The 25,417-nt window shown below is 70.6% G+C and carries 30 protein-coding genes; 18 read left to right on the top strand and 12 right to left on the bottom strand.

The genetic code is table 11. The features are described from left to right. Positions 1-107 precede the first annotated feature (107 nt). The 4 genes from LGR69_RS07530 to LGR69_RS07515 all read left to right on the top strand — a co-directional run bounded on the left by LGR69_RS07530 (position 108) and on the right by LGR69_RS07515 (position 3,091). On the top strand, positions 108-1,349 hold the full coding sequence (locus tag LGR69_RS07530; RefSeq protein ID WP_230365649.1) for a molybdopterin molybdotransferase MoeA: 1,242 nt from the start codon (positions 108-110) through the stop codon (positions 1,347-1,349). 76 nt (positions 1,350-1,425) lie between these two features. Then, positions 1,426-1,653, top strand: a complete 228-nt coding sequence (locus LGR69_RS07525; protein ID WP_007561964.1) for an antitoxin — start codon at positions 1,426-1,428, stop codon at positions 1,651-1,653. Next, positions 1,650-2,090, top strand: a complete 441-nt coding sequence (locus LGR69_RS07520) for a type II toxin-antitoxin system VapC family toxin (protein WP_230365648.1) — start codon at positions 1,650-1,652, stop codon at positions 2,088-2,090. The genes LGR69_RS07525 and LGR69_RS07520 overlap by 4 nt, the downstream gene beginning before the upstream one ends. A 125-nt stretch (positions 2,091-2,215) precedes the next feature. Next, positions 2,216-3,091 carry a 4-(cytidine 5'-diphospho)-2-C-methyl-D-erythritol kinase gene (locus LGR69_RS07515; RefSeq protein WP_230365647.1) on the top strand — a complete coding sequence of 292 codons (876 nt, stop codon included), beginning with the start codon at positions 2,216-2,218 and terminating at the stop codon, positions 3,089-3,091. Positions 3,092-3,108: 17 nt separating this feature from the next. Here LGR69_RS07515 and LGR69_RS07510 read toward each other — a convergent pair whose 3' ends face one another. Then, a complete protein-coding gene (locus LGR69_RS07510) occupies positions 3,109-4,923 on the bottom strand; it encodes a chloride channel protein (RefSeq protein ID WP_230365646.1) in 1,815 nt (604 codons plus the stop codon). A gap of 151 nt (positions 4,924-5,074) precedes the next feature. Here LGR69_RS07510 and LGR69_RS07505 point away from each other — a divergent pair, with 151 nt between their 5' ends. After that, positions 5,075-5,503: a MarR family winged helix-turn-helix transcriptional regulator gene (locus LGR69_RS07505; protein ID WP_230365645.1), complete on the top strand. Its 429-nt coding sequence runs from the start codon at positions 5,075-5,077 to the stop codon at positions 5,501-5,503. A gap of 43 nt (positions 5,504-5,546) precedes the next feature. Beyond that, positions 5,547-6,425 carry a protein-L-isoaspartate O-methyltransferase family protein gene (locus LGR69_RS07500; RefSeq protein WP_230365644.1) on the top strand — a complete coding sequence of 293 codons (879 nt, stop codon included), beginning with the start codon at positions 5,547-5,549 and terminating at the stop codon, positions 6,423-6,425. A 12-nt stretch (positions 6,426-6,437) separates the two neighbouring features. Here LGR69_RS07500 and LGR69_RS07495 read toward each other — a convergent pair whose 3' ends face one another. Next, a complete protein-coding gene (locus LGR69_RS07495) occupies positions 6,438-7,052 on the bottom strand; it encodes a glutathione S-transferase family protein (RefSeq protein WP_091863053.1) in 615 nt (204 codons plus the stop codon). A gap of 104 nt (positions 7,053-7,156) precedes the next feature. Here LGR69_RS07495 and ftrA point away from each other — a divergent pair, with 104 nt between their 5' ends. After that, positions 7,157-8,143, top strand: a complete 987-nt coding sequence (gene ftrA / locus LGR69_RS07490) for a transcriptional regulator FtrA (protein ID WP_230365643.1) — start codon at positions 7,157-7,159, stop codon at positions 8,141-8,143. Positions 8,144-8,152: 9 nt separating this feature from the next. On the opposite strand, the gene LGR69_RS07485 is transcribed toward ftrA, so the two are convergent. Continuing rightward, on the bottom strand, positions 8,153-9,172 hold the full coding sequence (locus LGR69_RS07485) for a polyprenyl synthetase family protein (protein ID WP_007561947.1): 1,020 nt from the start codon (positions 9,170-9,172) through the stop codon (positions 8,153-8,155). A gap of 168 nt (positions 9,173-9,340) precedes the next feature. Between LGR69_RS07485 and LGR69_RS07480 the strand changes: the two genes are divergently transcribed. Together LGR69_RS07480 and LGR69_RS07475 are read left to right on the top strand one after the other, a co-directional pair. Then, on the top strand, positions 9,341-9,565 hold the full coding sequence (locus LGR69_RS07480) for a putative signal transducing protein (protein ID WP_091863063.1): 225 nt from the start codon (positions 9,341-9,343) through the stop codon (positions 9,563-9,565). Next, positions 9,562-10,311 (top strand): tRNA1(Val) (adenine(37)-N6)-methyltransferase, encoded by a 750-nt coding sequence (locus tag LGR69_RS07475; RefSeq protein ID WP_230365642.1) that lies wholly within the window; start codon positions 9,562-9,564, stop codon positions 10,309-10,311. Before LGR69_RS07480 ends, LGR69_RS07475 begins: the two co-directional genes overlap by 4 nt. On the opposite strand, the gene LGR69_RS07470 is transcribed toward LGR69_RS07475, so the two are convergent. Both LGR69_RS07470 and LGR69_RS07465 read right to left on the bottom strand, forming a co-directional pair. Continuing rightward, positions 10,312-10,623, bottom strand: coding sequence for a hypothetical protein (locus LGR69_RS07470; RefSeq protein WP_007561941.1), 312 nt, complete (start codon positions 10,621-10,623; stop codon positions 10,312-10,314). It abuts the gene before it with no gap. A 35-nt stretch (positions 10,624-10,658) separates the two neighbouring features. Then, positions 10,659-11,345 (bottom strand): trna delta -isopentenylpyrophosphate transferase, encoded by a 687-nt coding sequence (locus LGR69_RS07465; RefSeq protein ID WP_230365641.1) that lies wholly within the window; start codon positions 11,343-11,345, stop codon positions 10,659-10,661. A 932-nt stretch (positions 11,346-12,277) separates the two neighbouring features. On the opposite strand from LGR69_RS07465, the gene LGR69_RS07460 reads away from it, so the two are divergent. Both LGR69_RS07460 and LGR69_RS07455 read left to right on the top strand, forming a co-directional pair. After that, on the top strand, positions 12,278-13,450 hold the full coding sequence (locus tag LGR69_RS07460; protein WP_230365640.1) for a zinc-dependent alcohol dehydrogenase: 1,173 nt from the start codon (positions 12,278-12,280) through the stop codon (positions 13,448-13,450). Positions 13,451-13,521: 71 nt separating this feature from the next. Then, entirely contained in the window at positions 13,522-14,127 is a 606-nt protein-coding gene (locus tag LGR69_RS07455) for a cyclase dehydrase (RefSeq protein ID WP_230365639.1), read from the top strand. A 219-nt stretch (positions 14,128-14,346) separates the two neighbouring features. On the opposite strand, the gene LGR69_RS07450 is transcribed toward LGR69_RS07455, so the two are convergent. Then, entirely contained in the window at positions 14,347-14,739 is a 393-nt protein-coding gene (locus LGR69_RS07450; protein WP_230365638.1) for a winged helix-turn-helix transcriptional regulator, read from the bottom strand. Positions 14,740-14,821: 82 nt separating this feature from the next. Between LGR69_RS07450 and LGR69_RS07445 the strand changes: the two genes are divergently transcribed. Then, positions 14,822-15,553, top strand: a complete 732-nt coding sequence (locus LGR69_RS07445; RefSeq protein ID WP_007561929.1) for an SDR family NAD(P)-dependent oxidoreductase — start codon at positions 14,822-14,824, stop codon at positions 15,551-15,553. 221 nt (positions 15,554-15,774) lie between these two features. On the opposite strand, the gene LGR69_RS07440 is transcribed toward LGR69_RS07445, so the two are convergent. The 4 genes from LGR69_RS07440 to LGR69_RS07425 form a co-directional block, all read right to left on the bottom strand. After that, positions 15,775-16,587, bottom strand: a complete 813-nt coding sequence (locus LGR69_RS07440) for an alpha/beta hydrolase (RefSeq protein WP_230365637.1) — start codon at positions 16,585-16,587, stop codon at positions 15,775-15,777. Between the two features lie 534 nt (positions 16,588-17,121). Then, on the bottom strand, positions 17,122-17,610 hold the full coding sequence (locus tag LGR69_RS07435) for a hypothetical protein (RefSeq protein ID WP_230365636.1): 489 nt from the start codon (positions 17,608-17,610) through the stop codon (positions 17,122-17,124). Between the two features lie 508 nt (positions 17,611-18,118). Then, a complete protein-coding gene (locus LGR69_RS07430) occupies positions 18,119-18,643 on the bottom strand; it encodes a hypothetical protein (protein WP_230365635.1) in 525 nt (174 codons plus the stop codon). A 321-nt stretch (positions 18,644-18,964) separates the two neighbouring features. Next, positions 18,965-19,957, bottom strand: a complete 993-nt coding sequence (locus LGR69_RS07425) for an SDR family NAD(P)-dependent oxidoreductase (protein ID WP_230365634.1) — start codon at positions 19,955-19,957, stop codon at positions 18,965-18,967. A gap of 117 nt (positions 19,958-20,074) precedes the next feature. Between LGR69_RS07425 and LGR69_RS07420 the strand changes: the two genes are divergently transcribed. The 4 genes from LGR69_RS07420 to LGR69_RS07405 all read left to right on the top strand — a co-directional run bounded on the left by LGR69_RS07420 (position 20,075) and on the right by LGR69_RS07405 (position 22,652). Then, positions 20,075-21,004, top strand: coding sequence for an AraC family transcriptional regulator (locus tag LGR69_RS07420; RefSeq protein ID WP_230365633.1), 930 nt, complete (start codon positions 20,075-20,077; stop codon positions 21,002-21,004). A 91-nt stretch (positions 21,005-21,095) separates the two neighbouring features. After that, a complete protein-coding gene (locus tag LGR69_RS07415; RefSeq protein WP_007561919.1) occupies positions 21,096-21,893 on the top strand; it encodes a heme ABC transporter permease in 798 nt (265 codons plus the stop codon). Between the two features lie 10 nt (positions 21,894-21,903). After that, on the top strand, positions 21,904-22,047 hold the full coding sequence (ccmD, locus tag LGR69_RS07410; RefSeq protein WP_230365632.1) for a heme exporter protein CcmD: 144 nt from the start codon (positions 21,904-21,906) through the stop codon (positions 22,045-22,047). Beyond that, positions 22,044-22,652: a DsbE family thiol:disulfide interchange protein gene (locus LGR69_RS07405; RefSeq protein ID WP_007561916.1), complete on the top strand. Its 609-nt coding sequence runs from the start codon at positions 22,044-22,046 to the stop codon at positions 22,650-22,652. The genes ccmD and LGR69_RS07405 overlap by 4 nt, the downstream gene beginning before the upstream one ends. Before the next feature lie 3 nt (positions 22,653-22,655). On the opposite strand, the gene LGR69_RS07400 is transcribed toward LGR69_RS07405, so the two are convergent. Next, on the bottom strand, positions 22,656-23,270 hold the full coding sequence (locus tag LGR69_RS07400; protein WP_050733290.1) for a septation protein A: 615 nt from the start codon (positions 23,268-23,270) through the stop codon (positions 22,656-22,658). An 87-nt stretch (positions 23,271-23,357) separates the two neighbouring features. Here LGR69_RS07400 and LGR69_RS07395 point away from each other — a divergent pair, with 87 nt between their 5' ends. After that, complete coding sequence (locus LGR69_RS07395) at positions 23,358-23,618, top strand: type II toxin-antitoxin system VapB family antitoxin (protein WP_230365631.1); 261 nt, start codon at positions 23,358-23,360, stop codon at positions 23,616-23,618. Then, the gene (locus LGR69_RS07390; RefSeq protein ID WP_230365630.1) at positions 23,615-24,004 is read left to right on the top strand and encodes a type II toxin-antitoxin system VapC family toxin; all 390 of its coding nucleotides are present in this window, start codon (positions 23,615-23,617) and stop codon (positions 24,002-24,004) included. Before LGR69_RS07395 ends, LGR69_RS07390 begins: the two co-directional genes overlap by 4 nt. A gap of 48 nt (positions 24,005-24,052) precedes the next feature. Here the strand turns inward: LGR69_RS07390 and ftsY are convergent, their stop codons facing one another. Next, the gene (ftsY, locus tag LGR69_RS07385) at positions 24,053-25,408 is read right to left on the bottom strand and encodes a signal recognition particle-docking protein FtsY (RefSeq protein WP_230365629.1); all 1,356 of its coding nucleotides are present in this window, start codon (positions 25,406-25,408) and stop codon (positions 24,053-24,055) included. Between the last annotated feature and the right edge of the window lie 9 nt (positions 25,409-25,417).

Raw genomic sequence — 25,417 nt, 5'->3', positions numbered from 1 at the left:
TGGTCCGGACTTGATCGCTCAGCCCCGATGCCGCAAGCCGGCAGGCCACAGCCCCGCGAGGCAACCGTGCCGACCCGCTCCCTGCCCAAGACCGATATCGCGTCACGATGGGACGCCTGAGCCGCGACTGCTTCGATGCCGGGCCCGCGCCGATGCGGGTCGCCGAGGCGGTGGCGCTGCTGCGCGCGCGGCTGCCGATCCTGTCGGGGATCGAGTCGGTCTCCGTCGAGCGCGCCGACGGGCGTGTGCTGGCGGAGGATCTGATCGCCCCGATCGATCTCCCCCCGTTCGATAATGCCGCGGTCGACGGCTACGCGGTGCGGGCCGGCGACCTTGCGCCGGCGGGCGAGACCCGGCTGCCGCTCGGCGGCCGCGTCCCGGCCGGTCACGCGCCGGCCGATCCCGGGCCGGGCTTCGCGGTGCGGATCTTCACCGGGGCGCCGATGCCGCCGGGCACCGATACGGTGGCGATGCAGGAGGATGTCCGGCTCGACGGCGACGCCGTGATCCTGCCGGCCGGCCTCGCTCCGGGCTCCAATCGCCGCCGGGCCGGGGAGGATGTGGCCCGCGGCAGCCGCGCGATCCCGGCCGGGACGCGGCTGGGGCCGCGCCACCTCGCGCTCGCCGCCGCGCTCGGCCTGCCCGCGCTGCGCCTGCGGGTGCCGCTCAAGGTGGCCCTGTTCTCCACGGGCGACGAGCTGACCCCGCCCGGCCACGCGCTGCCGCCCGCCGGGATCCACGACGCCAACCGGCCGATGCTCGCCGCCCTGCTGCGGCGGCTCGGCGCCGACCCGGTCGATCTCGGCATCCTGCGCGACGCGCCCGGCCCGCTGCGCCAGCGCCTCGCAGCGGCCGCCGCCGCGCACGACCTGATCCTCACCACCGGCGGCGTCTCGGTGGGCGAGGAGGATCACGTCCGCGCAGCCGTCGAGGCCTCGGGCGGCCTGACCTTCTGGCGACTGGCGATCAAGCCCGGCCGTCCCGTGGCCCTGGGCCAGGTGGCGGGAACCCCCTTCGCCGGACTCCCGGGCAACCCGGCCGCCGCATACGTCACCGCCCTCGCTGTGCTCCGCCCCCTGGTCCTGCATCTCTCGGGCGCGCACGACGCGGCGCCGACGCTGACCGTCCGCAGCGGTTTCGACCGGGAGAAGCGGCCGGGCCGGCGGGAATACCTGCGCGTCTGCCTTCGCGCCGGAGCGGACGGCGTGCCCGAGGCGGTGCCGGCGCCCGGCGGCGCCCTGTCCGGCCTGGCGGCCAGCGACGGGCTGGTGGAGCTGGCCGAGGATCTGAGCGCCGTGCGTGTCGGCGATGCCCTGCCGTATCGACCGCATGGCGATTGGGGGATGTGACGGCGGGATTGGCGCCCTTGCCATCGACATGACGCCACGAACGTATATACTTTTAGGTATATACACGGAGGCCTGCATGACGAGGACCCGCGTCTTCCAATCGGGGAACAGCCAGGCCGTCCGGTTACCGGCCGGGTTTCGCCTCCGGGGTCCCGAAGTCGAGATCCTGAAACGGGGCGATGAAATCGTGTTGCGGGAGATTCGGCCGCACGATCTCTCTGCTGCCTTCCTCCTTCTGACTGAGCTTCCGATCGATGAGGTCGTCCGTGAGGACACGCCGCCTCAGGAGCGCGAAGGCCTATGAAGCCGCGCTACATGCTGGATACCAACATCTGCATCTATATCCGCCGCGCCCGGCCTCCTCAGGTGCTCGAACGGTTCCGTGACCTGACGCCGGGCGACGTGGTCATGTCGCCCGTCACACAAGGCGAACTGCTGTTCGGCCTGGAAAAAATCCGGACGACGACCGGCTTCGACGCGGCGCTGCGCGGTTTCACCAAGCTGGTCGAATTGATCCCGGTCGTGGCCTTGGGCGAGACCGTTTCCGCGCATTACGCGGCGTTTCGCGCCAAGCTGCAGACAGCCGGGTTGATCATCGGGAACAACGACCTTTGGATCGCTGCGCACGCGAAAGCGCTCGATGTCACCCTGGTCACGAACAACACCCGGGAGTTCGACCGGCTCAGGCCCGCCCTTTCGGTCGAAAACTGGGCCGACGAGGCGGCCGGATTTGCCCCGTAGGCGCGCGCCCGCGATCGAGCTTCCATGACCTTTCGGCGGTGAATTGGACCAGACATCCTGCGGGACACCGCGGCCCTGAGCCTGTAGAGCGTCAGGCCCGATCACGCCGCCCTGTTCGAGACACCGTGTCCCTGCTCGCCGACCGCGCCCCCGCCAAAGTCAACCTGACGCTCCACGTCCTCGGGCGGCGCGCCGGCGACGGCTATCACGAGCTGGAGAGCCTGGTGGCCTTCGCGGGCAGTGCCGACCGCCTGACCCTCGACCCCGACGCACCGCTCGGCCTCACCGTCAGCGGCCCGACCGCCGGCCCCGCCGGCCCGACGGAGGACAACCTCGTCCTGCGCGCCGCCCGCGGGCTCGCCGCGAAGGTGCCGTCGCTGCGGATGGGAGCGTTCCATCTGGTCAAGCGCCTGCCGGTCGCGGCCGGGATCGGCGGGGGCTCCTCCGATGCCGCCGCCGGCCTGCGGCTGCTCGCCTGCCTCAACGGCCTGGCGCTCGACCACTCGGCCGTCATCGCGGCCGCGCGCGAGACCGGGGCCGACGTCCCGGTCTGCCTCGATCCCCGGGCGCGGATGATGCGCGGCGCCGGTGAGGCGATCGGCCCGGCCCTCGGTCTCGCGCCGCTGCCGGCGGTGCTGATCAATCCCGGCGTGCCGGTGCCGACCGCCCCGGTCTTCAAGGCTCTGGGCCTCGCGGTCGGCCAGAGGCTCGACGGCGCACCGCATCCCGCGATCGCCGAGGGGCTCGGCGCCGACGCCCTCGTGGCGGCGCTCGCCCCGGCCCGGAACGATCTGGAAGCGCCGGCGCTCACGGTCGCCCCGGTGATCGGCGAGGCCCTGGCGGCCCTGCGCGACCAGGGCGGATGCCGCCTGGCGCGGATGTCGGGCTCGGGCGCGACGGTGTTCGCGCTGTTCACCGACCGGCGCGCCGCCGTGCGGGCGGCGGCCACTCTGCGGGCCGCCCGTCCGGGCTGGTGGGTGGCGCCGACCTTCCTGCGCTGAGCGACGGACGGCTCCCGTCAGCCTCCGGCCGTACCGGCGCGCGCCCGGCCGCGGCGGAAATAGGCCCGGCGCTCGGCCTCGGCCCGGACCGTCGTGGCGCGCACCTGCAAGAGATCCTTGCGGGTGAGAAGCCCGACCAGCGCGCCGCTCTCCGGATCGGTCACGGGCAGGCGCCCCTGCCCGGCCGAGAGCATCACGTCGAGGGCGTGCGAGACCACGTCGCCCGGATGCACGACCGCAAGGTCGGCATCCGAGACGCGCTCGGCGAGGGTGCCGTCAGGCCCGTCGCCCTCCCCCGTCTCGACCGTCCAGCGCAGGGCGTCGTTGCGCGTGACCAGCCCTACCGGCCGCCCGGCGCTGTCGATCACCGGATAGGCGTGATGCTCGCCGGCACTGATCGCCGCCAGGGCCTCGGCGAGCGCGAGTTCTCCGTCGAGGGTCTCGACCGTGCGGGTCATGACCGCCTCGACCCGGGCGAGATCGTAGGGATCGATGCCGTATTCCCGGGTCACGTGCTGGCCCCGCCGGGCGATCTTCTCGGTGAGGATCGAGCGCTTGAGCAGCAGCACGGTCACCGCATAGGCCGCCATCGTGGCCGCGAGCAGCGGCGCCAGGGCGGCAACGTCGCCGGTCACCTCGACGGCGAACACGACTCCGGTGAGCGGCGCCGGCAGGGTCCCGCCGAGCATCGCCGCCATGCCGAGCAGCGCCCAGAAGCCGTGCGCCCCCGGCAGAACGAGCCCGATCAGCCAGCCGATGGCGCCGCCCAGGATCAGCAGCGGCGCCAGCACGCCACCGGATGTGCCCGACGACAGGGCCGCGAGCCAGATCACCGCCTTCACCACCAGGATCGTCAGCACGGCCCCGGCCAGCAGATGCCCGGCGAGGAGGTCGCGGATCACGTCGTAGCCGACGCCGAGCGCCCGGGGCTCCACGAGGCCGCCGAGCCCGACCACGAGGGCGCCGAGGGCCGGCCACCACATCCAGTGGATCGGCAGCCGACCGAACCCGTCCTCCAGCGCGTAGAGCGCCCGGGTGAGCACGCCCGAGATCAGTCCGCAGGCGACGCCGAGCAGGGCGCAGGCGGGCAGGCCCCACCATGGCAGGGCCGGATTGTCGGTGAAGGGGAAGAGCGGGCCGGCCTCGAACAGGGCGGGGCGCCAGCAGGCTGCCGTCACCGCCCCGACCGTCACCGGCACGAGGCTGCGCGGCCGCCATTCGAACAGCAGCACCTCGACGGCGAGCAGCACGGCCGCCACCGGCGTCCCGAAGATCGCCGTCATGCCGGCGGCGGCGCCGGCCACCAGCAGGGTCTTCCGCTCGGCCGCGCTGAGATGGAAGAACTGCGCGAACAGCGAGCCCACCGCGCCGCCCGTGACGATGATCGGTCCCTCGGCGCCGAACGGGCCGCCGGTGCCGATCGCCACCGCCGAGGAGAGCGGCTTGAGCACCGCCACCTTCGGCGACATCCGGCTGCCGCCGATCAGGATCGCCTCCATGGCCTCCGGGATGCCGTGGCCGCGGATCTTCTCCGAGCCGTAGCGCGCCATGACGCCGACGATCAGCGCGCCGATCACCGGGATCGCGATCATCCACGGCCCGGGCGTGGCGCCGGCCAGGGAGGTGAGTGCGGTGTCGAGCCGGCCGTACCAGACGGCGTTGGTCACGAGACCGATCAGGGTCAGCAGGATCCAGGCCGTGCCGGAGGCCGCCGTGCCGGTGATCACCGCCAGCCCGGCCAATGCGAGCACGCGGCGATCCGCGCTGAAATCGCCGAGCGCCCGCCGCAAGGGCCTTTCGGTCGACCGCTCGATCCCTGGTTCGCCGTCCATCCGATCCTCCATCCGCCCGCGGCTAATTACATCGTGATACGATATATTCAATGACCGCGGGTCTGCGTGACGGTGCGACGGGGACGGCGAGCGCCTATGGATCGGCACGCCGGTGCGCTGGGCGCCGCGCGGGAGCGGCCGGGAGACCAACATGGACGCCGACGATCCTGAGACCGGGCCGCTCTCCCAGGAGCAGTACGCCGCGCTGGCCGAGTTCCGGTATCGGCTTCGGCGCTTCCTGGCCTTCAGCGAGGCGGCGGCAGCCCGGGCCGGCATCCCGCCCCAGCAGCACCAGGCCCTCCTGGCCCTGGCCGGCCATGCCGGTCGCGCGCCGCCGACGGTCGGATTGCTGGCCGAGCAGCTCTTGATCGCACCGCACAGCGCGGCCGAGCTGGTCGCCCGGATGGTCGAGGGCGGCCTGTTGACCAAGGCGCGGTCGACCGAGGATCGCCGGCGCAGCGAGCTCGCGCTGACGCCCCGGGCCGAAGCGTTGCTGCGGGCCCTGACCGCCGCGCATCTGGAGGAGTTGCGCGGCTTGGCGCCGGCTCTGGCCGATGCGCTGACACCCGCGGCATCTTGACGCGAAATGGGACCGCGGGTTTCCTCCCCCATGGGGTGAGCGGATGGCGGATCGAGCCGGTTCGGACGCGCGCAGCGTCAAACTTCGCGGCTTCTACGCGTCCCTCGTGGCGGGCCAGAGCGCGGCGGCCGACGGGCGCATCGAGGAGGCCTTCGCGGCGGTCCCGCGCGAGCCGTTCGCCGGGCCGGGTCCCTGGTCGATCCTGGCCGCCAATGTCTGGCGGTCGCGGGACCGCGGGTCGCCCTACGTGACCACCCCGGACGACGATCCGGCCTTTCTCTACCAGGATGTGCTGGTCGCTCTCGACGCCGCCCGCTCCATCAATATCGGCCAACCGAGCCTGCACGCCCTGTGCCTCGACGCGCTGGCGCCCCAGCCCGGTGAGACCGCGATCCAGGTCGGCACCGGCAGCGGCTATTACACGGCGCTGCTCGCCCATCTGGTCGGACCGGAGGGCCAGGTCCACGGATTCGAGATCGATCCCGGCCTCGCCGAGCGGACGGCGCGCAACCTTGCGCCCTGGCCCTGGGCCCGGGTCGAGGCGCGCTCCGGCGCGTCGGACGGGCTGCCGCAAGCCGACGCGATCTACGTCAATGCCGGCGCACCGCGCCCGGCGCGCGCCTGGCTCGATGCCCTGCGGCCGGACGGGCGGCTGCTGTTCCCGCTCCAGCCTCGCTACGGCCGGGGCGGCATGCTGCTGATCCGCAAGGTCGCCGGTGCCGCCGCATGGCCGGCCCGGTTCGTCTCGCCCTCGGTCTTCATCCCCCTGCAGGGGCTGCCGGAGGCTGACACGGAGGGGTTGTCGGAGGCCTTCGCCCGGGGGCCCCTGATGGCCGTCCGCGCGATCCGCTTCGGCGAGAAGCCCGATGCGAGTTGCTGGTACGATGGCGGCGATTGGTGGTTGTCCACCCGCGCGCCGTGAGGCCGCCGGCGGCTACCGGAACGGGCACGCCGTGAAGGCCGGCAGCGTCTCGGCGCGGGCGCAGAGGGCGGTGAGGTTCGGATGCGCGTCCTCCGAGAGCGCATCGCCCTGGACGCTCCGGGTAAAGCGGCAGACCACCGCGGCGGTGATGTCCGGCTGAAGCGGCTCGGGCCCGAACAGCCAGGGCTGCCGCGCACCGACCTCCCGCTCCAGCTCCGCATAGGCGGCCGCGAGCTGCGCTCGGACGCGCTCGAGCCACGGCGCGTGATGCTTCTCCTCGGGGCGCAGGTTGCGCTCGTAGACCAGCTGCACCGTCTTGTCCGCGGCCGCCAGGGCGAGGCCGAGGATGCGGCAGGCCCGGGCATGGGCATCCGGCGTCGCGGGCATGAGGCGGGCGCGTTCGGGATGCAATTCGGCCAGGTGGGCCAGGATCAGCGTCGAATCCATCAGCACGATCCCGGCCTCGGTGATCAGGGTCGGCGCCTTGATCACCGGGTTGAGGGCGCGGAAGGCGTCGATGTTGCGCAACACCGACAGCGGCTCGAGGGTGAACGGGATGTCGGCCAGCCGCATCGTGATCGCGACGCGTCGGACATAGGGCGAATCGAGCATACCGATCAGGCGCATGGCGACATCCTCAGACTGACCGCATCCCTCTGTGCGGACAGGCGAAATGTCCCCGGTGCGCGCCTCCGTTGCCAGTGGCACGATCGGCCATTACCAGCGGGATCATGCCAAAATCGCGCCGTCCCACCGTCGTCATCCTGGCCTATGACGGGCTCTGCACCTTCGAGTACGGCTGCGCCGTCGAGGTCTTCGCGTTGCCCCGGCCGGAATTCGGCGCGCACTGGTATCGCTGCGCCATCGCGGCCGTCGAACCGGGGCCGCTGCGCGGCAGCGGCGGGGTCGTGATCCAGGCCGATGGCGGCCTCGAACTGCTCGACGGCGCCGGCACGATCGTGATCCCGGGCTGGCGCGGCCCCACCGGCGCGATCCCGCCCGCCCTGCTCGACGCGTTGCGGCGCGCGCATGCGCGCGGGGCTCGCCTCGTCTCGATCTGCGCCGGGGCCTTCGTGCTGGCCGAGGCGGGGCTCCTGGCGGGGCGCCGCGCCACGACCCATTGGCATTTCACCGACCGGCTCGCGGCCTATCCGGGCGTGCAGGTCGCTGCCGACGTTCTGTATGTCGATGCGGGCGCGATCCTGACATCGGCCGGGAGCGCGGCCGGGCTCGACCTGTGCCTCCATGTGGTGCGGACGGATTTCGGCGCGCAGATCGCCAACCGGGTCGCCCGCCGCATGGTGGTCCATGCCCATCGGGACGGCGGCCAGGCGCAGTTCGTCCAGCGGCCCGTGCCGAAGCGGGCCGGCGCCAAGCTCGGGCTCCTGTTCGATCGCGTCCGTGAGACGCTCGGCGAGACCTGGACGGTCGAGCGCATGGCGGCCGAGGCCGGGCTCAGCCTGCGCAGCCTCCACCGCCACGTGCGCGACGCCACCGGCCAGGCGCCGGGGACCTGGCTCATTGCCGAGCGGCTGGCAGAGGCGCGGACGATGCTCGAGGAGACGACCCGCTCGGTGGACGAGATCGCCCGGCTGGTCGGGTTCGGCTCGGCGCCGGCCCTGCGCAGCCATTTCCGCAGCCTCCTGGGCGTGACGCCCACCGCCTACCGACGCAGCTTCACCACCGGGCCTGCAAGGGCTCTGCAGGACGCAGCCTGAGCCGCCGCTTCAGCGCGCGCGGGCGACGCAGAACTCCACGGCGCCGTTGAGCGCGGCCTTCACGGGCCCGTCCGGGAAGATGTCGAGGGCGGCGCGGGCCTGGGCGCCGTACTGGTGGGCGCGGGCCACCGTCTCCTCCAGGGCGCCGTGGCGCTGGAGCAGGTCCAGGGCGGTGCCGAGGTCGTCCTCGCCGATCTCGCCCTGCTGGAGAGTCCGCCGCCAGAAGCCGCGCTCCCCCTCGCTCGCCCGGCGGTGGGCCAAGACGATCGGCAGCGTGATCTTGCCCTCGCGGAAATCGTCGCCGACATTCTTGCCGAGCTCGGCCGAGGTGCCGCCGTAATCGAGCACGTCGTCGATGAGCTGGAAGGCGATGCCGAGATTCATCCCGTAGGCTCGGGCGGCGTCCTGCTCGGCCTTCGGCCGGCCGGCCAGAACCGGCCCAACCTCGCAGGCGGCGGCGAACAGCTCAGCGGTCTTGCCGCGGATCACTGCGAGATAGGCGGCCTCGTCGGTCTCGAGGTTCTTGGCGTTGGTGAGCTGCATCACCTCGCCCTCGGCGATCACCGTGGCGGCGGCGGACAGGATGTCGAGCGCCCGCAGGGAGCCGACCTCGACCATCATCCGGAAGGCCTGGCCGAGCAGGAAGTCGCCGACCAGCACCGAGGCCTCGTTGCCCCACTTGATCCGGGCGGCGACGCGGCCGCGGCGCATGTCGCTCTCGTCGACCACGTCGTCGTGCAGCAGGGTCGCGGTGTGCATGAACTCGACGCTGGCGGCGAGCTTCACGTCGCCGTCGGCGTCGCCGGCATAGCCGCAGAGCTTGGCGCAGGCCAGCGTCAGGATTGGGCGCAGGCGCTTGCCGCCGGACGCGATCAGGTGGTTGGCCACCTCCGGGATCATCGCCACGTCGGAGCCGGTCCGCGACAGGATCGTGGTGTTGACCCGGGCCATGCCGTCCGCCACCAGCGCGACGAGGTCGTTCAGCCCCGCCTCGGCCTCGGGCTTCGGATTCTCGATGGAGAGGGCCATACCCAAGATCCGCGACCTCCAGTCCGGTTCCCCCGCAGGGAGCGGGCGATCCCTTCGCACGCGCCTCGCGGCGCCGCAACATCGGCGCCACCGGGATATGGTGCGACGAGCCTGCGCAGCGAACGCGACGAATGCGCCGGAAGCCCAGCCTCCCGCCGAAGAATTGCGATGATCGTGCTGATTTCCGCGAATGACCCGGTCCTGATCGGCTTCGCCCGCTCGGTGCTCGAAGCAGCCGAGATCCCGGTCCTGGTGGCCGACACGCATATGAGCGTGATGGAAGGCTCGATCGGGGCGTTCGGCCAGCGGCTGATGGTGCCGGGGGATTGGGCACCCCAGGCCCGCCGATTGCTGAAGGATGCCGGGCTCGCCCACGAGTTGCGCGACCCGTGAGCGACGCGCCGGACGCGTTCTTGGGCGGGATCCTGCGCCTGCACCAGCCGCAACGGGGGGCGCACCGGGCGGGGACCGACGCGGTGCTGCTCGCCCGATGGCTGGCGCCGGCGGCGGGGGAGCGGTTCTGCGATGTCGGCGCGGGGACCGGCGCGGTGGGCCTGGCCTGCGCGGCGCTCAACCCCGGCAGCCGCCCGACCCTGGTGGAGCGCGATCCGGACCTGGCCGGGTTGGCCCGGGCGAACGCCGCCCTCAACGGGCTCGACGCGACCGTGATCAAGGCCGACATGCTCGCCCCCGCGGCCGAGCGCCGCGCCGCCGGGCTGGAACCGGACAGCTTCGACCTCGTCCTGACCAACCCGCCGTTCTTCACGGAAGGCCGCCACCGCCCCTCCCCGCATCCCGGCAAGGCCACGGCGCACACATTCCCCGAGGGCAGCCTGGACCTCTGGATCCGCGCCTGCACGACGATCCTGCGGCCGGGGGGGCGGTTCGGGCTGATCCACCGGGCCGATGCCCTCCCGGCCTGCCTGGAGGCGCTCAAGGGCCGCTACGGCGGGATCGCGATCCGCCCGGTCCATGCCAGAGCCGAGGCCCCGGCGATCCGGGTGCTGATCGCCGCGACACGGGGCAGCCGGGCGGCGCCAAGCCTATTGCCGCCCCTGGTGCTGCACGGTGACGATCCCCGGACCTTCACCCCGGAGGCCGAGGCGCTCCACCGGGGCGCCCCCTGGCCGCCGGCCTGATCAGGCCGCCAAAGCGGTCGGCGCCACGTCGCCGATGCCGAGGAACCGCTCGACGGCGGGCAGGTCCGAGAACCCCAGAAATTCCGGGCGCAGGGGCTCGGGCAGCCCGTCGAAATTGAGCCCCGGGAACGTGTCGGGATGCGGGTAGAGCTGCCACTCGGCCCCCGGCTCCACCGGCGGGAACAGGATCGCGACCTTCTCCTCGCCCAGGCGCACGATCCGGGTCGGGCTGTAGGACAGGGTCTCGATGCTCCAGTTCCGGTGATGGTCCCGGCGGGCCTTCAGGGTACGGCGGCTCGGCGCGCGATGCATGGCGGTCTCCTGCGGTTGGGGGATGGTATGGGGGTTCAGGCGGCGCTGCGGCGGCCGGTGCGCTTCGGCCAGCCCAAAGACACGAGGCGCGCCTTGGCGTAGTCGCGGACCTCGTCGCGGGTGCCGGGCGGCATCGCCGCCAGGATCGCCTGGGTCGCGCCGTCGAGCATCAGGTCGGTCACCGCGTTGATCGTCTCGGCCTCGTCGATCCGGCGCTTGAGGTCGCCCTCGGCCTCGGTGACCTCGTCGAAGGGCTGGGCCTCCTCGAAATCCTCGTCCACCGCCCGGACAGTCGGCAGCTGGGCGCGGAACTCGTCGGCCTCCTCCTCCGAGTAGACCAGGCCGTGGAGCTCGATCAGCTTGAGGATGACGCGGTCCTTCCCGCGCTTCTCGGCCATGGCGTAGACGTAGGCCGCCTGCTTGCCCGAGACGCGGTAATTCACGTTGACCAAAGCCTCGCCCATCGACCACTCGATCCGGTCGGCGGTCTGTTTCGCGCCGGCCTTGGCCCCGGGCAGGCGCCCGGTCACAAGCAGCACGGCCTCGTCGCGCTCGGCCCGGATGATGGTCGGCGGATCGAACACGATCCCGGCCTGCGCGGCGATGCGCTCCAGGGTCTTGTGATAGATCACGGCCGTGCCCTGCACGCGCCAGACGTTGCCCCCGAAGGGCTCCCCGTAGCGCACTAGGATGTCGGCGATCTGCTTGTCGGCGGTTCGCATGCGGGGCTCGTTCCGGTGTGAGAGAGCTGCGTCATCCACAGCTTTCTACGGCGACGCTCTTTGTTCCTGTTTTGTTTCACCGTATATGCGTGATCGCGGGGGCGTGCGCAAGGGCTGCGGCGCGCTCGCCCTGTCGATTGGGTAGGGCTGCGTCAGTGCGCGCGGGCGTGCCGGAGGCAGGCGGGGAGGGTTCGGTTTCGGGGATCGGCTTGAGGCGGGGCGGTGATGCGCGGGCGTCCGGTTTTCGCTTCCCAGCACGCGACGCGGCGTCGTCCGGGCCCGATCGCCGCGACTCTTTATCTCGGTCCTGTCTGGCGACCGACGATCGCGGGACCTCGACGAAGTCCTCCGGAAAACGCGGGGCTAGCGGAACGCCGGCTTCGAAGCCCTCTCCGGCACTTCGGGATCGGGGAGCGGTTCGGAAAACCGGCAGGTTCGCCGCTGCCCCACCCTCATTGCGAGCGCAGGGACGGATCCTGGGGACCGAAACGGGTCCGCATGAGGGGTGCTGCCATCGACCGATATGGGCCGCGCGGACAGCCCTTGGGGCTTCGGGCATGAGGCGGTCCTAACCCGCGTCCGGTCCTATGGCGTGCACGGAGGCGTCCCAGCATGTCAGGCGTCGAGGACGCGGACGTCGTTGAGCGCTGCGCCGTTCCGCCAGGGCGGGCCCCATGCCCGGCCTCGGATCCGCGCAGCTGGTGTGGAACGCCGCCTCTTCCGAGCGCCGCCAAGTCTTCGCGTCAATGGCCGCCTATCGTCCAGCTTTCGCGGCCAATATCTACAATGGTCAAGGTAAGAACGGGGTGTCATTTTATTACAATTGGTTTTTATAGTGTAGACCCGGGAAACATTCCGGCGCGAATACATTCTATGCAGGAGCACCCTTGAGCAGAGTCGAGAATCCTTCCTCCTGATTGGGGAGACGGTCCATGAGAGCACTGGTTTGGCACGGCACTCAGGATATCCGCTGCGATACGGTCCCGGACCCCAAGATCGAGGATGATCGCGACGCAATCATCAGGGTCACCGCCTGCGCGATCTGCGGCTCGGATCTGCACCTCTACGACCACTTCATGCCCGGCATGGAGAAGGGCGACGTCATGGGCCACGAGTTCATGGGCGAAGTCGTCGAGACCGGCAAAGGCGTCAAAGGCGCTCTCAAGAAAGGGGAGCGCATCGTCGTGCCGTTCACGATCATCTGTGGTGAGTGCGATCAGTGCAAACGCGGCTATTTCTCCGTCTGCGAACGCTCGAACCGCAACAAGGATATCGCCGACAAAGCCTTCGGGCACACCACAGCGGGCCTGTTCGGCTACACACACCTCACCGGCGGCTATCAGGGCGGGCAAGCCGAGTATGTCCGGGTGCCGTTTGCCGACAAGACGCACATCAAGGTGCCGGAAAACCTGAGCGACGAGCAGGTCCTGTTCCTCGGCGACATCTTCCCCACCGGCTGGCAGGCGGCCGTACAGGCCGACATCCAGCCGACCGATACGGTCGCGATCTGGGGCGCCGGCCCCGTCGGCCAGATGACGCTACGATCCGCGCTCCTGCTCGGGGCCAAGCAGGTGGTCTGCATCGACAGCGTGCCCGAGCGCCTGGAAATGGCGCGCGCGGGCGGTGCGACGACGATCGACAACAGTCAGGAAAGCACGGTCGAGCGCTTGAACGACCTCACGGGCGGCAAGGGCCCGGAGAAGTGCATCGATGCCGTCGGCATGGAGGCGCATTCGCCGCGCGCGCTCGAACATGCTTACGACCGACTGAAGCAGTCGGTGATGCTCGAGAGCGACCGGGCCTCGGTGCTGCGCGAGATGATTTACGTCTGTCGCCCCGCCGGCATCCTTTCGATCCCGGGCGTTTATGGTGGGCTTGTCGACAAGATGCCGATGGGAGCCCTGATGAACAAGGGTCTCACCATCCGCACGGGTCAGACCCACGTGAACCGGTGGACGGACGACCTCGTCAAGCGCATCGACGACGGGCAGATCGATCCGTCCTTCGTCATCACCCATCGGGCCAAGCTCGATCAAGGGCCCGAGATGTATAAGACCTTCCGCGACAAGAAGGACAACTGCATCAAGGTCGTGCTCAGACCCTAAGTGGTTCCGCAGCCCGTCGCGCTGCGGCGGGCTGGCCACTTCGCCCCCATCGCGGCAGCGAGGAAGTCAGCATGTCCGACGGTACATCTCAACGCGATCCGGGGCGTGCGCCTGTGCGCTCTTCGCTGCCGAGCTATCTCACTGCGGACCCGCGCCGAAGACCAGATCCCGCGACCAGGGAGCTCGCTCAAGGCTTAGGTTGGTTCTCGATCGGCCTCGGGCTGACCGAGGTGGCGTGTGGCGGTGCCATCGCGCGCTGGCTTGGAATGCCGCGCGCAGCCCCTGTCATCCGAGCCTATGGCGTGCGGGAACTCCTACAGGGGGTCGGGATCTTGGGCTCGCGTGATCCGACCCCCTGGGTCTCAGCGCGTGTCGCGGGCGACGCCCTCGACATCGCTACGGTCCTGCCCGGGCTTGAGGGCGATAATCCGCGCAAGGACAATGTGCTGATCACCCTCGTGGCGTTGCTTGGCGTGACCGCCGTCGACGTGATCTGTGCACAGAACCTCGCGGAGGCACCCCTTGCCCCGTCTGAGACGGTCCGACGCGATTACCGCCGCCGCAGCGGCTTCCGCCGCCGTGCCGAGGCGATGCGGGGCGCGGCACGCACCTTCAAACCGCCACCCGACGTCATTGGCCCGGAGGCGATGCGACCTTGGACGCTGACCAACGTCTAAGGCTGGAAGGATGGCCGGCCGGTTGCGGCCTGTTCTCGGAGAGGCGGCGGGACGGGTCTTGTTGCGGACCGGTCCGCCCATCTCACACGGCCTCGGTCGTGAGCAGTCCCTGCGGCTGTGTCCGTTCTAAGATAGTCACTGTCATAGGCGGACGGGCAGAAAACGACCGCGATAAGACATACCGGCTCAAGATCGGGCGAACCGTAAGCGGCCGCGCTCTCACGGCTTCGTTTTGATGCGGTCATGCACGTGGTTGGCCGCCTCAATCGCTGCGCCGTGATCAAGTGCCCACGCGCAGAGCGCCTCGAAGGGCTGACGTAGCGAATGGCCCAGCGGGGTGATCGCATACTCGACGCCGATGGGTGCGGTCGGCAGCACGGTCCGGGTCACCAGACCGTTGCGCTCCAGCCGCTTCAGGGCGTCCGCCAGCGCCTTGTGCGTGATGCCATCGAGCCGCCGCTTGATCGCATTGAACCGTGCCGGCCGCGGGCAGAGCACCGTAAGGATCAGGATCGTCCACTTATCGGCGATCTTGTCCAGCACCGGGCGGACCCGCGCCATGTTGGCGAGCGCGCTCGCGGACAGGGCATCCAGGTCGGTATCATCGGCCATATCTAGGCTAACCTAAGTGCGTTCTTGATAGCAGATATACGATCTGTATCTCATGCGCCGTCGCAGATGAAGGGATGCCGCGATGGCGCGTATGGTGGACAAGGTTGCTCTCGTGGTTGGCGGCGCGAAGGGCATCGGCCTGGCGATCGCCGAGCGGCTGGCGATCGAGGGCGCGTCGGTCGTCTTCACCGGGCGGCGTGCCGACGAGGTCGCGGCAGCTGCCGCGAGGATCGGGCGCGGTGCGCGGGGTCTCGTCGCAGACGCAGCCTCACAGACGGATTTGCACCGTGTCGTGGCGACGGTGCGGGAGACGCAGGGCCGGATCGACGCGCTGGTCCTCAACGCGGGCATCTCGGAACCGGCGACCCTGCGCGACGGGACGGTCGAGCATTTCGACCGGCACTTTGCGGTCAACGTCCGTGGCGCTGTCTTCGGGTTGCAGGCGGCGCTGAGCGCGATGGGGCGGGGCGGAGCGGTCGTATTGGTGGGCTCCATCGCAGACGTGATGGGGGTGACGCCCTACGGAACTTACGCCGCCACGAAAGCGGCCCTGCGTTCCTACGCGCGCACATGGACCGCGGAACTGGCCCCCCAGGGCATCCGCGTGAACGTGGTGGCCCCCGGCCCGACCGACACCGCCATGATGGCGAGCGTGCCGGAGGCGGGGCGGGCGGCGCTGATCTCACCGATCCCGCTCGGCCGCATGGCGCGCCCTGAGGAAGTGGCTGCGGCCACACTGTTCCTCCTGAGCGACGAGGCGAGCTTCGTCGCTGGAGCCGAACTGTGCGTCGATGGCGGGATGCAACAGGTCTAGCGTCTCGATCACGGTTTCCGCGCATCCGCTTCGGCCGGTTTGCACCCCCGAAGCGGGCCGTCTCGAATCCACCCAACCTAGACCTCGGGTTGGTCGGTGCGTCCTGTCGAAACCCGACGTTCCCGCAGCCCTCAGCGCGCGCGGCTCGACCGCGCGTCGTGGTCGCGTCCACGACGCGCGGGACCGGTCCACGTGGCAGCGGCCCGTACATGTGCCGGCGGTCAGCCGCCGTGCGTTCGGAGCCACCCGGCGATCCCCTCCACCACCTGCTGCTCAAGGCCGTAGTAACCGTGGGGCGAGAGCGAGCCGCAGGCCCTGTCCGACCGCTGCAAACCGCCGGCGACGGCGAGGACGCGAACGTCTGGCGCGTGCGTCAGGGCCGCGGCGATGCGGGGGGCCATCTCGGGCGGAGCCACGTCGCAGGCGTCGTCGCGGTTGGCCACGACCAGCACCGGAACGCGCACGCCCTGCGGATCCGCGTCGAAGACCGTCTCGGTGCTCCGTCGCCCGGGCACGGACACGGACTCGGTCAACACCAGGCCCGCAATCAAGCCCGGCCGGGCGTGGGAGGCCCCGTTCATCGCCGCTATCGTCCCCTGGCTGGTGCCGACCAGGAAGACGGGCACAGGGGCTTGATCCCGCGCGTAGGCTGCCAGGCCGTCCACCAGCCGGCCGTAGGCCGGGGAGCTTCGCACGCCCCGCAGGTTTGCCTGATCGACGGTGTCGGGGATCAGCACGGCGTAGCCCCTTGCCACCCAGTCCGCCCGGGTGCGGATCACGAAGTTGTCCGCGTGGCGCAGGTCGCCGTCGCGCCGAACGCCGATGTCACCGGAGCCGCCCGGCAGCATGACCAGCGTCGCCCTTGGGTGAGGCGGTGCGTCGTAGAGGACGCGCTGGCCCAGACCGTCGCCGAGCGGCAGATCCACCACCCGCTCTCCCGCAACCAGGGCCTGCCTCACCGATCCGGTCTGAGCGATAGCCGGGGCGCCGAGCAAGCTGAGGGCGACGAGCGAGAGGGCGAATTGACCCGGCATCACAGCTCTCCCTGAACCGACCGACAGGAATGACCTGTTCGATGTCTGCAGACTGCGCTGACATTCCTGCAAGCCGGCTGAACGGCTTGGCCGAGGACATCAATTGACAGTCTCGATACAGACTGCAACGCTCCTTGTTCGAGAAACGAGCCGCGTTGCGTTGAGCCGAACGGTCTCGGGCCGACGCACGCACCCTCCGGTTTCGCCCTCTCGCTCACCCGCAGGACGTAGCGGGTCGCCGAACCACCGACGCGCAGACAGTTCGAAGGCCCGGGATCGCCGCAGATGGGCGCGACGGCGGCGTCGGCGTCCTGCGTTTCGCGCTCAGAAGCGGACCGGCGGAAATCCACTGACCGCGCTCGTTCAAACGCTGGGACCGCATGTCCGGACCTGGGCATCGCAGGTGACAGCGCGGAACCACGGAGGCTGGCCGCTGGGGCTGCGATGAGCCGGCCCCCTCCGTTCGTGAACGCGCCGAACACGCTCACGAAGGCTGAAGACGCCGATGGCGGATCAGCCCGCGTCCGCATGAACTCAGTGTTTGCTGTGCGCGGCAGCGTAATTGCCAGGTGTCGCGGCCTCCTCCGGCTCGGAAAGCGAAAGGGCGGACTCGACGTCCGGCGCGTCATCGGAAACCCGAAGACCGTCAGCCGACCGGGTGAACGTCACATGCATCGCCGGTTGGCCAGAAGCGCGGGGCGCAGAGAGCGTGACGGATTGTTCCGGCGTTCCGAGAAGCGTCTCAAATCGCGTGGCCGCCCCACCCTCCGCGGCCGTCGTGACGACGAGCAGCAATCCGTCTCTCTGATCCATGAAATAGGCGATGCCGTGAGTCAGGCCCAAACCGATGGAATAGGCCTCCATCGATTTCATATGCCTGTCCATGGCAGACGCGGTATCCGACAGATAAAATGGCGCGCAGATCGCGGCAATCGAGGACAGGCAGACGCGATAGCCGATTTTGGACCGGGACTTAGTCATATCCAATTCCATTTCACAGTCAGACCGTCGCATCACCGCCACCGGGTGATCCCGTATCGACTTCGATTGTGCGCGACGCTGGACTTTATTTCGCCGATTGACGCCGAAGAGGCATGTCGATTTGCCGCCGCCGGGATTGCATCGCCATGACAAGTTCACGGAACCGCGCTTCAGATGAAATATTCGGCATCCGCGCGCGGGCTATCGCGGCTGCGCCCGGCTCGGTCGCGTGCGTTCCGACGAGCATCCCGGCGCAACAGGGGCGCGCACGACCCGCGCATTCAGGGAGCCGCGAAGCCGCCCCGGTGGCGCATGGCCGAGCCGTTATGAAGCGCTACACGAGCCGACCGCGTCGCGCTCGTCGTCCTGCACCGCGTAGCGATCGGAATCCGGAGGTCCGCTTCGGCGATCCCGCGCGGGCGGCTTGCGCGGCCGCGCAACCGTCGATTCCGGTTGTCCGAGTTGGTGTTTCGAAACCGAGCCCGGTCGTGGCGTCGATCGCCGCTCCTCACGACGACCGGCGGTTCGCGCAAGACGGGGATCGCGCCGGCTATCGCAGATGCTCGACCAGGCGCCAGCAGCCCTGCCTGTGCTCGAAGACATAGGCCTCGGGCGGGCCGAACGTCCGGATGAGGTTGCCCTCAGGGGAGAACTTGGCCCGGACGAGACCCAGGCGCATCCGGTCGCCGTCGAGCGTGAAGCTCAATTCGACCCGCGCCAGCTTGCCCGGGTCGCGGCCGGGCTCGTCGTAGGACCACATGTAATCGATCAGGGTCAGCCGGAACGGCTCGATGGGGCGCGCGACCGGCCTGGCCGGGTCGTTCAGGTCGCGCTCGGCGATCTGGGGAGCGCTGTAGGCTGCACGCAAAGCCGGATCGGTCACGATCGCGTTCAGGAACGCGGTGAAACCGTCCTCCGTCTTGTCGCAGGCCCCCGACGGCAAATCGGCGCGGGTCGCAGCCGGTCTTACCAGGCCTGGAGCCGCCATGGCGGTCGGTGCGGGGGCTGCGGCGGCCGGCTTGCCGCCCGGCAGGAGCAGGACCAGCAGCGCGGTCGTGAGCCGGCGTTGCCTCATGACAACCTTCCTTCTTTCCGGCACGCCGCGGCCAGCGGGACACGGCGTAGGGGACTCGAGACGCGCACCGCCATCCTCGGCCCGGCCGGCCCTGTCCAGGGGACTAGCTCATCGCAGAGACGCTGACGGACGCGCCTGCGTTTCGCCAAGGCATCGAGGTGTGCGGCGTCGCCTCCCCGAACCGGTGCGCCCCGCGACGCCGGATCTCCGGCAGGCGGCTGACCATGCGCGCCGCCCTGAGGTCATCGAGGGACCGGAATACCCGCCTCGCTGTGACTAGGCGCCGCGAGCGGGAGATCGAAATCCCCCTCGCGGACGGCGTCACGCCTCACGCGATCCGGAAGCGGCACAATTGGAAAGCCCGAAAAACCCGGTTCCGGTCAGTTCAACGGACAGCGCCCAGAGCCGCTCAGCTTCTTCGGGATCCACGGCATAGGCCTTGACGCCCACGAACGGCTCACCGGCCGCCTCCGCCCGCACGGCCACGTCGCAATCCTCGCAATAGAGGCCGCCCAGCCCGTCGAGCAGCGGCGCGGTCGCGGCCCAGATCTGGGTGGCGGCGCCCTGGGCCGGCGTCTTGAAGGTCGGGTCCGCCAGCGCGCCGGACGCGTCGAGCCAGCCCTCCGCGATCATCTCGGCCCGGGTCATGTGGCGCTGGAGCGGCGTGAGGATTTTCCCCGGATGCAGCGAGAAGGCGCGGATGCCCCGGTCCCGGCCGAGCCGGTCGAGATGGACCGCGAACAGGGCGTTGGCGGTCTTCGCCTGGCCGTAGGCGCGCCACTTGTCGTAGCCGGACGCGAAGTGGGGATCGTCCCAGCGGATCGGCGAGAGGTGGTGCCCGGCGGAGGAGACCGCGATCACCCGGGCACCGGGCCGGAGCAGCGGCAGGAGGCGGTTGGTCAGGGCGAAATGGCCGAGATGGTTGGTCGCGAATTGCGCCTCCCAGCCCGGCCCAACCCGCATCTCCGGGCAGGCCATGAGGCCCGCATTGTTGATCAGCCAGTCGATCGGCCGGCCGGCGGCCAGGACGCCCTCGGCGAAACGCCGGACGCTGGCGAGGTCCGCCAGGTCGAGGGTCCCGACCGTGACTCCGGGAATCGCCTGGGTCGCGATCCGGGCGGCGTCCGGATCGCGGGCGCCGACCAGGATCGTCGCGCCCGCTTCCGCGAGCGCCCGGGTGGTCTCCAGGCCGAGGCCCGAATGGCCCCCGGTGACGAGGGCGTGCCGCCCCGTCAGGTCCCGCCCGGCCAGGACGTCGGCGGCGGTGCTGCGGGGGCCGAAGCCCGATCCGAGGGGATTCTGGTGATCGATCATGGTCCTGCTCCGCGGCGGCGAAGCGATGCCGCCGTATCCCCGGGATGATCGACCCGCGGTGCCGGACGCTCCATGCTGCGCCGTCCGCGAATCCGACGCGGGCGTCCGGTCGTCGCCATGGATCCGCTCTCCGACGTGCTGTCCCTGCTCAAGCCCCGGAGCGTGCTGAGCGCCGGGCTCGATGCCGGCGGCGCCTGGGCGATCCGCTTCCCCGCCCATGACGGGATCAAGTTCAACGCGGTGATGCGCGGCGCCTGCTGGGTGTCGGTGGAGGGCGAGGCCGAGCCGGTCCGGATCGCGGCCGGCGACTGTTTCCTGCTGACCCGCGGGCGGCCGTTCCGCCTCGCCACCGATCCCGGACTGCCGGCGATCGACGCGGCCACGATCTACGACCGCGCGGCCGACACTATCGCGACCTGCAACGGCGGCGGCGCCTTCTTCCTGATCGGCGGGCGGTTCTTCTTCGAGGGCGCTCCGGCCGGCCTTCTGTTCGACGCGCTGCCGGCCATCGTCCATGTCCGGGACGCCACCAACCAGGCCGCGATCCTGCGCTGGGCTCTGGAGCAGCTGGCGGCCGAGCTGCGGCTGAGCGCGCCCGGCGGCACCCTGATGGCCGACCATCTCGCGCAGATCATGCTGCTCCAGGTGCTGCGGCTCTGGCTTGCCTCCGGGCGGCCGGCCGGCTGGCTCGGGGCGATCGCCGATCCGCGGCTGACGCGGGCGCTCTCGGCCCTGCATGCCGAGCCGGCGCGGCGCTGGACGCTCGCGGAGCTGGCCGGCCGCGCCGGCATGTCGCGCACGACGTTCGCAGAACGGTTCAGGGCGGTGGTCGGGCAGCCGCCGCTGGCCTATCTCGCCGGCTGGCGGATGCAGCTCGCGGCCGACCGGCTGCGCAGCTCGGATGCGCGCGTCGCATCCATCGCGTATGCCGTCGGCTACGACTCCGAGACCGCGTTCCGCACCGCCTTTCGCCGGCAGATGCTGTGCACGCCGATGCAGTATCGGCGGAGAATGGCCGCATTGTTGCTGCACCGCACCCTGCGCTAAAGCTCGTCCGGAAAAGGTGGAGGCCGGCTTTTCGGGCGCGATGACGCGACCGAGACCGGACCGCCGGGACGCTGTCCGAGACCGAGCCGCGATGACGCCTTCCCTCTGGACCCGCCTGTCGAACCCCAGCCACTTCATGCGCTGGTCCGGCGCCCTGGTGCCGTGGCTCGCCGCCCTGTCGGCGGCCCTCGTCGGCCTGGGGCTGTACCTGACCTTCTTCGTCGTGCCGCCCGACTACCAGCAGGGCGAGACCGTGCGGATCATGTACATCCATGTCCCGGCGGCCTGGCTCGGGGTGTTCTTCTACGGCGCCATGAGCCTGTCGGCGATCGGCACCCTGGTCTGGCGCCATCCCCTGGCCGACGTCGCCCAGCGCGCCGCTGCGCCGATCGGGGCCGCCTTCACGCTGATCTGCCTGGTCACCGGCTCGCTCTGGGGCAAGCCGATGTGGGGCACCTACTGGGTCTGGGACGCGCGCCTGACCTCGATGCTGATCCTGCTGCTGATCTATTGCGGCATCATCGCCCTGTGGCGCACCCTGGAGGAGCCGAACCGGGCGGCTCGGGCCGTGGCGATCCTGACGCTCGTCGGCGCGGTGAACCTGCCGATCATCAAGTTCTCGGTGAACTGGTGGTCGACCCTGCACCAGCCGGCCTCGATCCTGCGCATGGGCGGCTCGACCATCGACCCGTCGATGCTCTACCCGCTGCTGATCATGATCGGCGCCGCGACGCTCGGCGGCACGACGCTCCACCTCTACGCGATGCGCACCGAGATCATGCGCCGCCGGGTGCGGACGCTGACGATCCGGGAGGCCGAGCGCCTGGACCGCACGCAGCCGCGCCTCACGCCGAAGCCCGCCGGGATGCCGGTCGGGCAGCCGGTCTAGGATATTCCCGATGGATCTCGGCTCCCACGGCGGCTTCATCGTCGCCGCCTACGCGTTCACGGCCCTGGTCATGGCCGGCCTGATCGGCAACGCGATCCGCGACCGGCGGGCGCAGCTGCGCGCCCTCAGGGGTTTCGGGGAGGATCGGCGGTGACCGGCGACGACCTTACCGACCGGCCGCCCCCCGTCCGACGGTCGCTGCTGCTGGTCGTGCCGGTGCTGGCGTTTGCCGCGCTGGCCGCGGTGCTGTTCCTGCGCCTGCGCTCGGGCGCCGACCCGGCCGCCCTGCCCTCCGCGATGATCGGCAAGCCGGTGCCGAGCTTCAGCCTGCCGGCGGTGCCGGGGCTCAAGGTCGGGGACGCCCCGGTGCCAGGCCTGTCCAGCGCCGACCTGAAGGGCCAGATCACGGTGATCAACGTGTTCGCCTCGTGGTGCGCGCCCTGCCAGGTCGAGCACCCGATGCTGATGCGGCTCGCCCGGGAGCCCGGCATCCGGCTGGTCGGCATCGACTACAAGGAGCCGAACCCGGCCGCCGGCCAGCGCTTCCTGGCCCGGCACGGGGTGCCGTTCAGCGCCGTCGGGGCCGATGCCGACGGGCGCGCGGCGATCGATTTCGGCGTCTACGGGGTCCCTGAGACCTTCGTGGTCGGGCCGGACGGGGTGATCCGCGACAAGCTCGTCGGCATCCTCACGCCGGACAATTACGCCAGCGTGCTCACGCGGATTCGGGCGGCCGGAAAGGTCGCGCAGGCGCGCTGACTCTCACTCGCCCGGCTGCGGCTCCTTGCGCTCGTAGCGGCTGAGCAGCGGCGTCTGGGCCAGGGCGAACAGCACGGTGATCGGCATGATGCCGAACACCTTGAAATTGACCCAGAAATCCTCGGTCTGGGTCCGCCACACGATCTCGTTCAGGGCCGCCAGGACGAAGAAGAACAGTCCCCAGCGGAAGGTGAGCTTGCGCCAGCCCTCCTCGGTGAGGCTGAACATCGAATCGAGCACCACCGACAGAAGCGAGCGCCCGAAGGCGAGGCCTCCGAGCAGCACGGTGCCGAATAGCGCGTTCACGATGGTCGGCTTGACCATGATGAAGGTCTTGTCCTGCAAGGCCAGCGTCAGGCCGCCGAACACCACCACGACCACGCCGGAGACGAGCGGCATGATCGGCAGGCGCCGCACCAGCACGAAGTGCACCGCCAGCGCCACCACGGTCGCCGCGATGAACACCCCGGTGGCCACGAACAGCTTCTGGTCGGGCGCGACGCCGAGGCGTTCCGAATAGGCATTGCCCAGGAAGAAGATGACGAGGGGCCCGAGCTCCAGCGCCAGCTTCACGAGCGGCGGCAGATGGCGGCGGGGGGGAACGGATTCGATCTGCATGCGCGTCAGTTGGCTCGGATGCGGCCCTCGCGTTAGGCTGGAGGCCGGGCTGGCGGTTTCGGGGCTGTGTGGAACGGGGGGCTCACGATGTCCATCACGATCGACAATGCCGAGGTCGAGGCGCTCCTCGCCGACCTCACGGCCACCACCCACCGCGCCGCGTCGGATCTGTTGCTCGAGCTGCTCCGGCGGGAGCGGGCGCGGGTGGCGGAGGATCGGGAGCGCCGCATCGCCGAGGGCTTGGCCGCCGATGAGACGATGCGGCATCGCTTCGAAGCGAGCCGGATCGTGGATCCACGACCGATCGAGGAGATCCTCGCCTACGACGCGAGCGGTCTTCCGGCGTGATCGTCGTCGATTCGTCAGCCTTCATCGCGATCCAGCGTCGAGAACCCGAGGCGGAAGCCTTTTCACGTGTGCTGGCGCTGGCCGAAAGCCCCGCGATGGCGGCGGCAACGTATCTCGAATGCGCCATCGTCGCCTCGCGCGCGGCCGACGGGCGCGCGGTGCTCGACGAATGGATTCGGGCACGCCGCATCGCCGTCGTCCCGGTCGACCACGCCCTCGCCCAGATCGCCGCCGACGCCTTCGCCCGCTACGGCAAGGGCCGGCACCCGGCCGGATTGAACTTCGGCGATTGCTTCGCCTACGCGCTGGCCCGGTCGCTGAACGCGCCGCTCCTGTTCAAGGGCGACGACTTCGCCCGGACCGACGTGCTGCGCGTCGGCCCCTGAAGCACCGTCTTGATCCGAAAGCCGGCAACCACCTTTCGGGACGATGCACTAATCCTTCTCCAGCCCGGCGATCGCCCGGGCGAAGTCCCGGGCCGCGAACGGCTCCAGATCCTCCACGCCCTCCCCGACGCCGATGAAGTGCACCGGCAGGCCGAACTTGGCCGCCAGCGCCACCAGGATGCCGCCGCGGGCCGTGCCGTCGAGCTTGGTCATCACCAGGCCCGAGACCGGCGCCGCCTGGGAGAACAGCTCCACCTGCGAGATCGCGTTCTGGCCGACGGTGGCGTCGAGGACGAGGATCGTGGCGTGCGGCGCCTCCGGGTCCTGCTTGCGCAGCACGCGGACGATCTTCTCCAGCTCCGCCATCAGCCCGGCCTTGTTCTGGAGCCGTCCGGCGGTGTCGATCAGGAGCACATCGGTCCCGGCGGCCCCCGCCTGCTTCAGCGCGTCGAAGGCGAGGCCGGCCGCGTCGGCCCCCTCCCCGCCGCTCACCACCGGGGTGCCGGTGCGCGCGCCCCAGACCTTGAGCTGCTCCACCGCCGCCGCCCGGAACGTGTCGCCGGCCGCGAGCATCACGGTCCGGCCCTCCGCGCGCAGCTTCGAGGCGAGCTTGCCCAGAGTCGTGGTCTTGCCGGCGCCGTTGACGCCGACGGTCAGGATCACGAACGGCTTCTTCGTGCTGTCGATGACGAGCGGCACCGCCACGGGATCCAGCGCCCGCTCCACCTCCGTGGCCAGGATCGCCCGGACCTCGTCGGGCGAGATGCCCTTCTCGTAGCGGCCCTTGCCGACCGCGTCGGAGATCCGCGTCGCGGTCTCGAGGCCGAAATCGGCCTGGATCAGGGCGTCCTCCAGATCCTCCAGGGTGTTGGCGTCGAGCTTGCGCTTTGTGAACAGGCCGGTCACCCGGTCGGTCAGGGCCGACGAGGTCCGCTTCATCCCGGAGGTGAGCCGGGTCCACCAGCCCTTGGCCTCGGGCTCCCGGTCCGGCCCGGCGCCGGCATCGTGGGCGAGCGCGGCGGCGGAATCCACCGGCTGGATGTCGGGCATCGGCGCGACCACCGGCTCCCGGTTCACGTCCCCGGTATCGACCGGGTCGGCACCGTGCGCGGGATCGTCCCCGGCCGTGCCGGCGGGCGGCCGCTCGGGCTCGCCTTCGATCGGGAGCAGGTCCGCCCCCTCGACCGCGTCGGCGACGGGGGCCTCCGTCTCCTCGGGCGGCAGCGGGATATGGGCGACGTCCTCGGCCCCGGTGGCGTAGTCGGGCTGGCCCTCGGAGGGCGAGGCCGGCGCATCCGCAGGCAGCTCCGTCTCCGCCTTGTGCGCGTCCGTGCCGTCGCCCGTGCTCTGGCCCTTGCGCCCGAACAGGCGCCCGAACCAGCCGGGCTTGTCCTCGCTCGCCATGAAACCTCG

Origin of the sequence: Methylobacterium brachiatum, from assembly GCF_020523825.1 — a bacterium.
GTDB classification, from domain to species: Bacteria; Pseudomonadota; Alphaproteobacteria; order Rhizobiales; family Beijerinckiaceae; genus Methylobacterium; species Methylobacterium brachiatum.
This window is presented reverse-complemented; position numbering and strand designations above follow the sequence as displayed.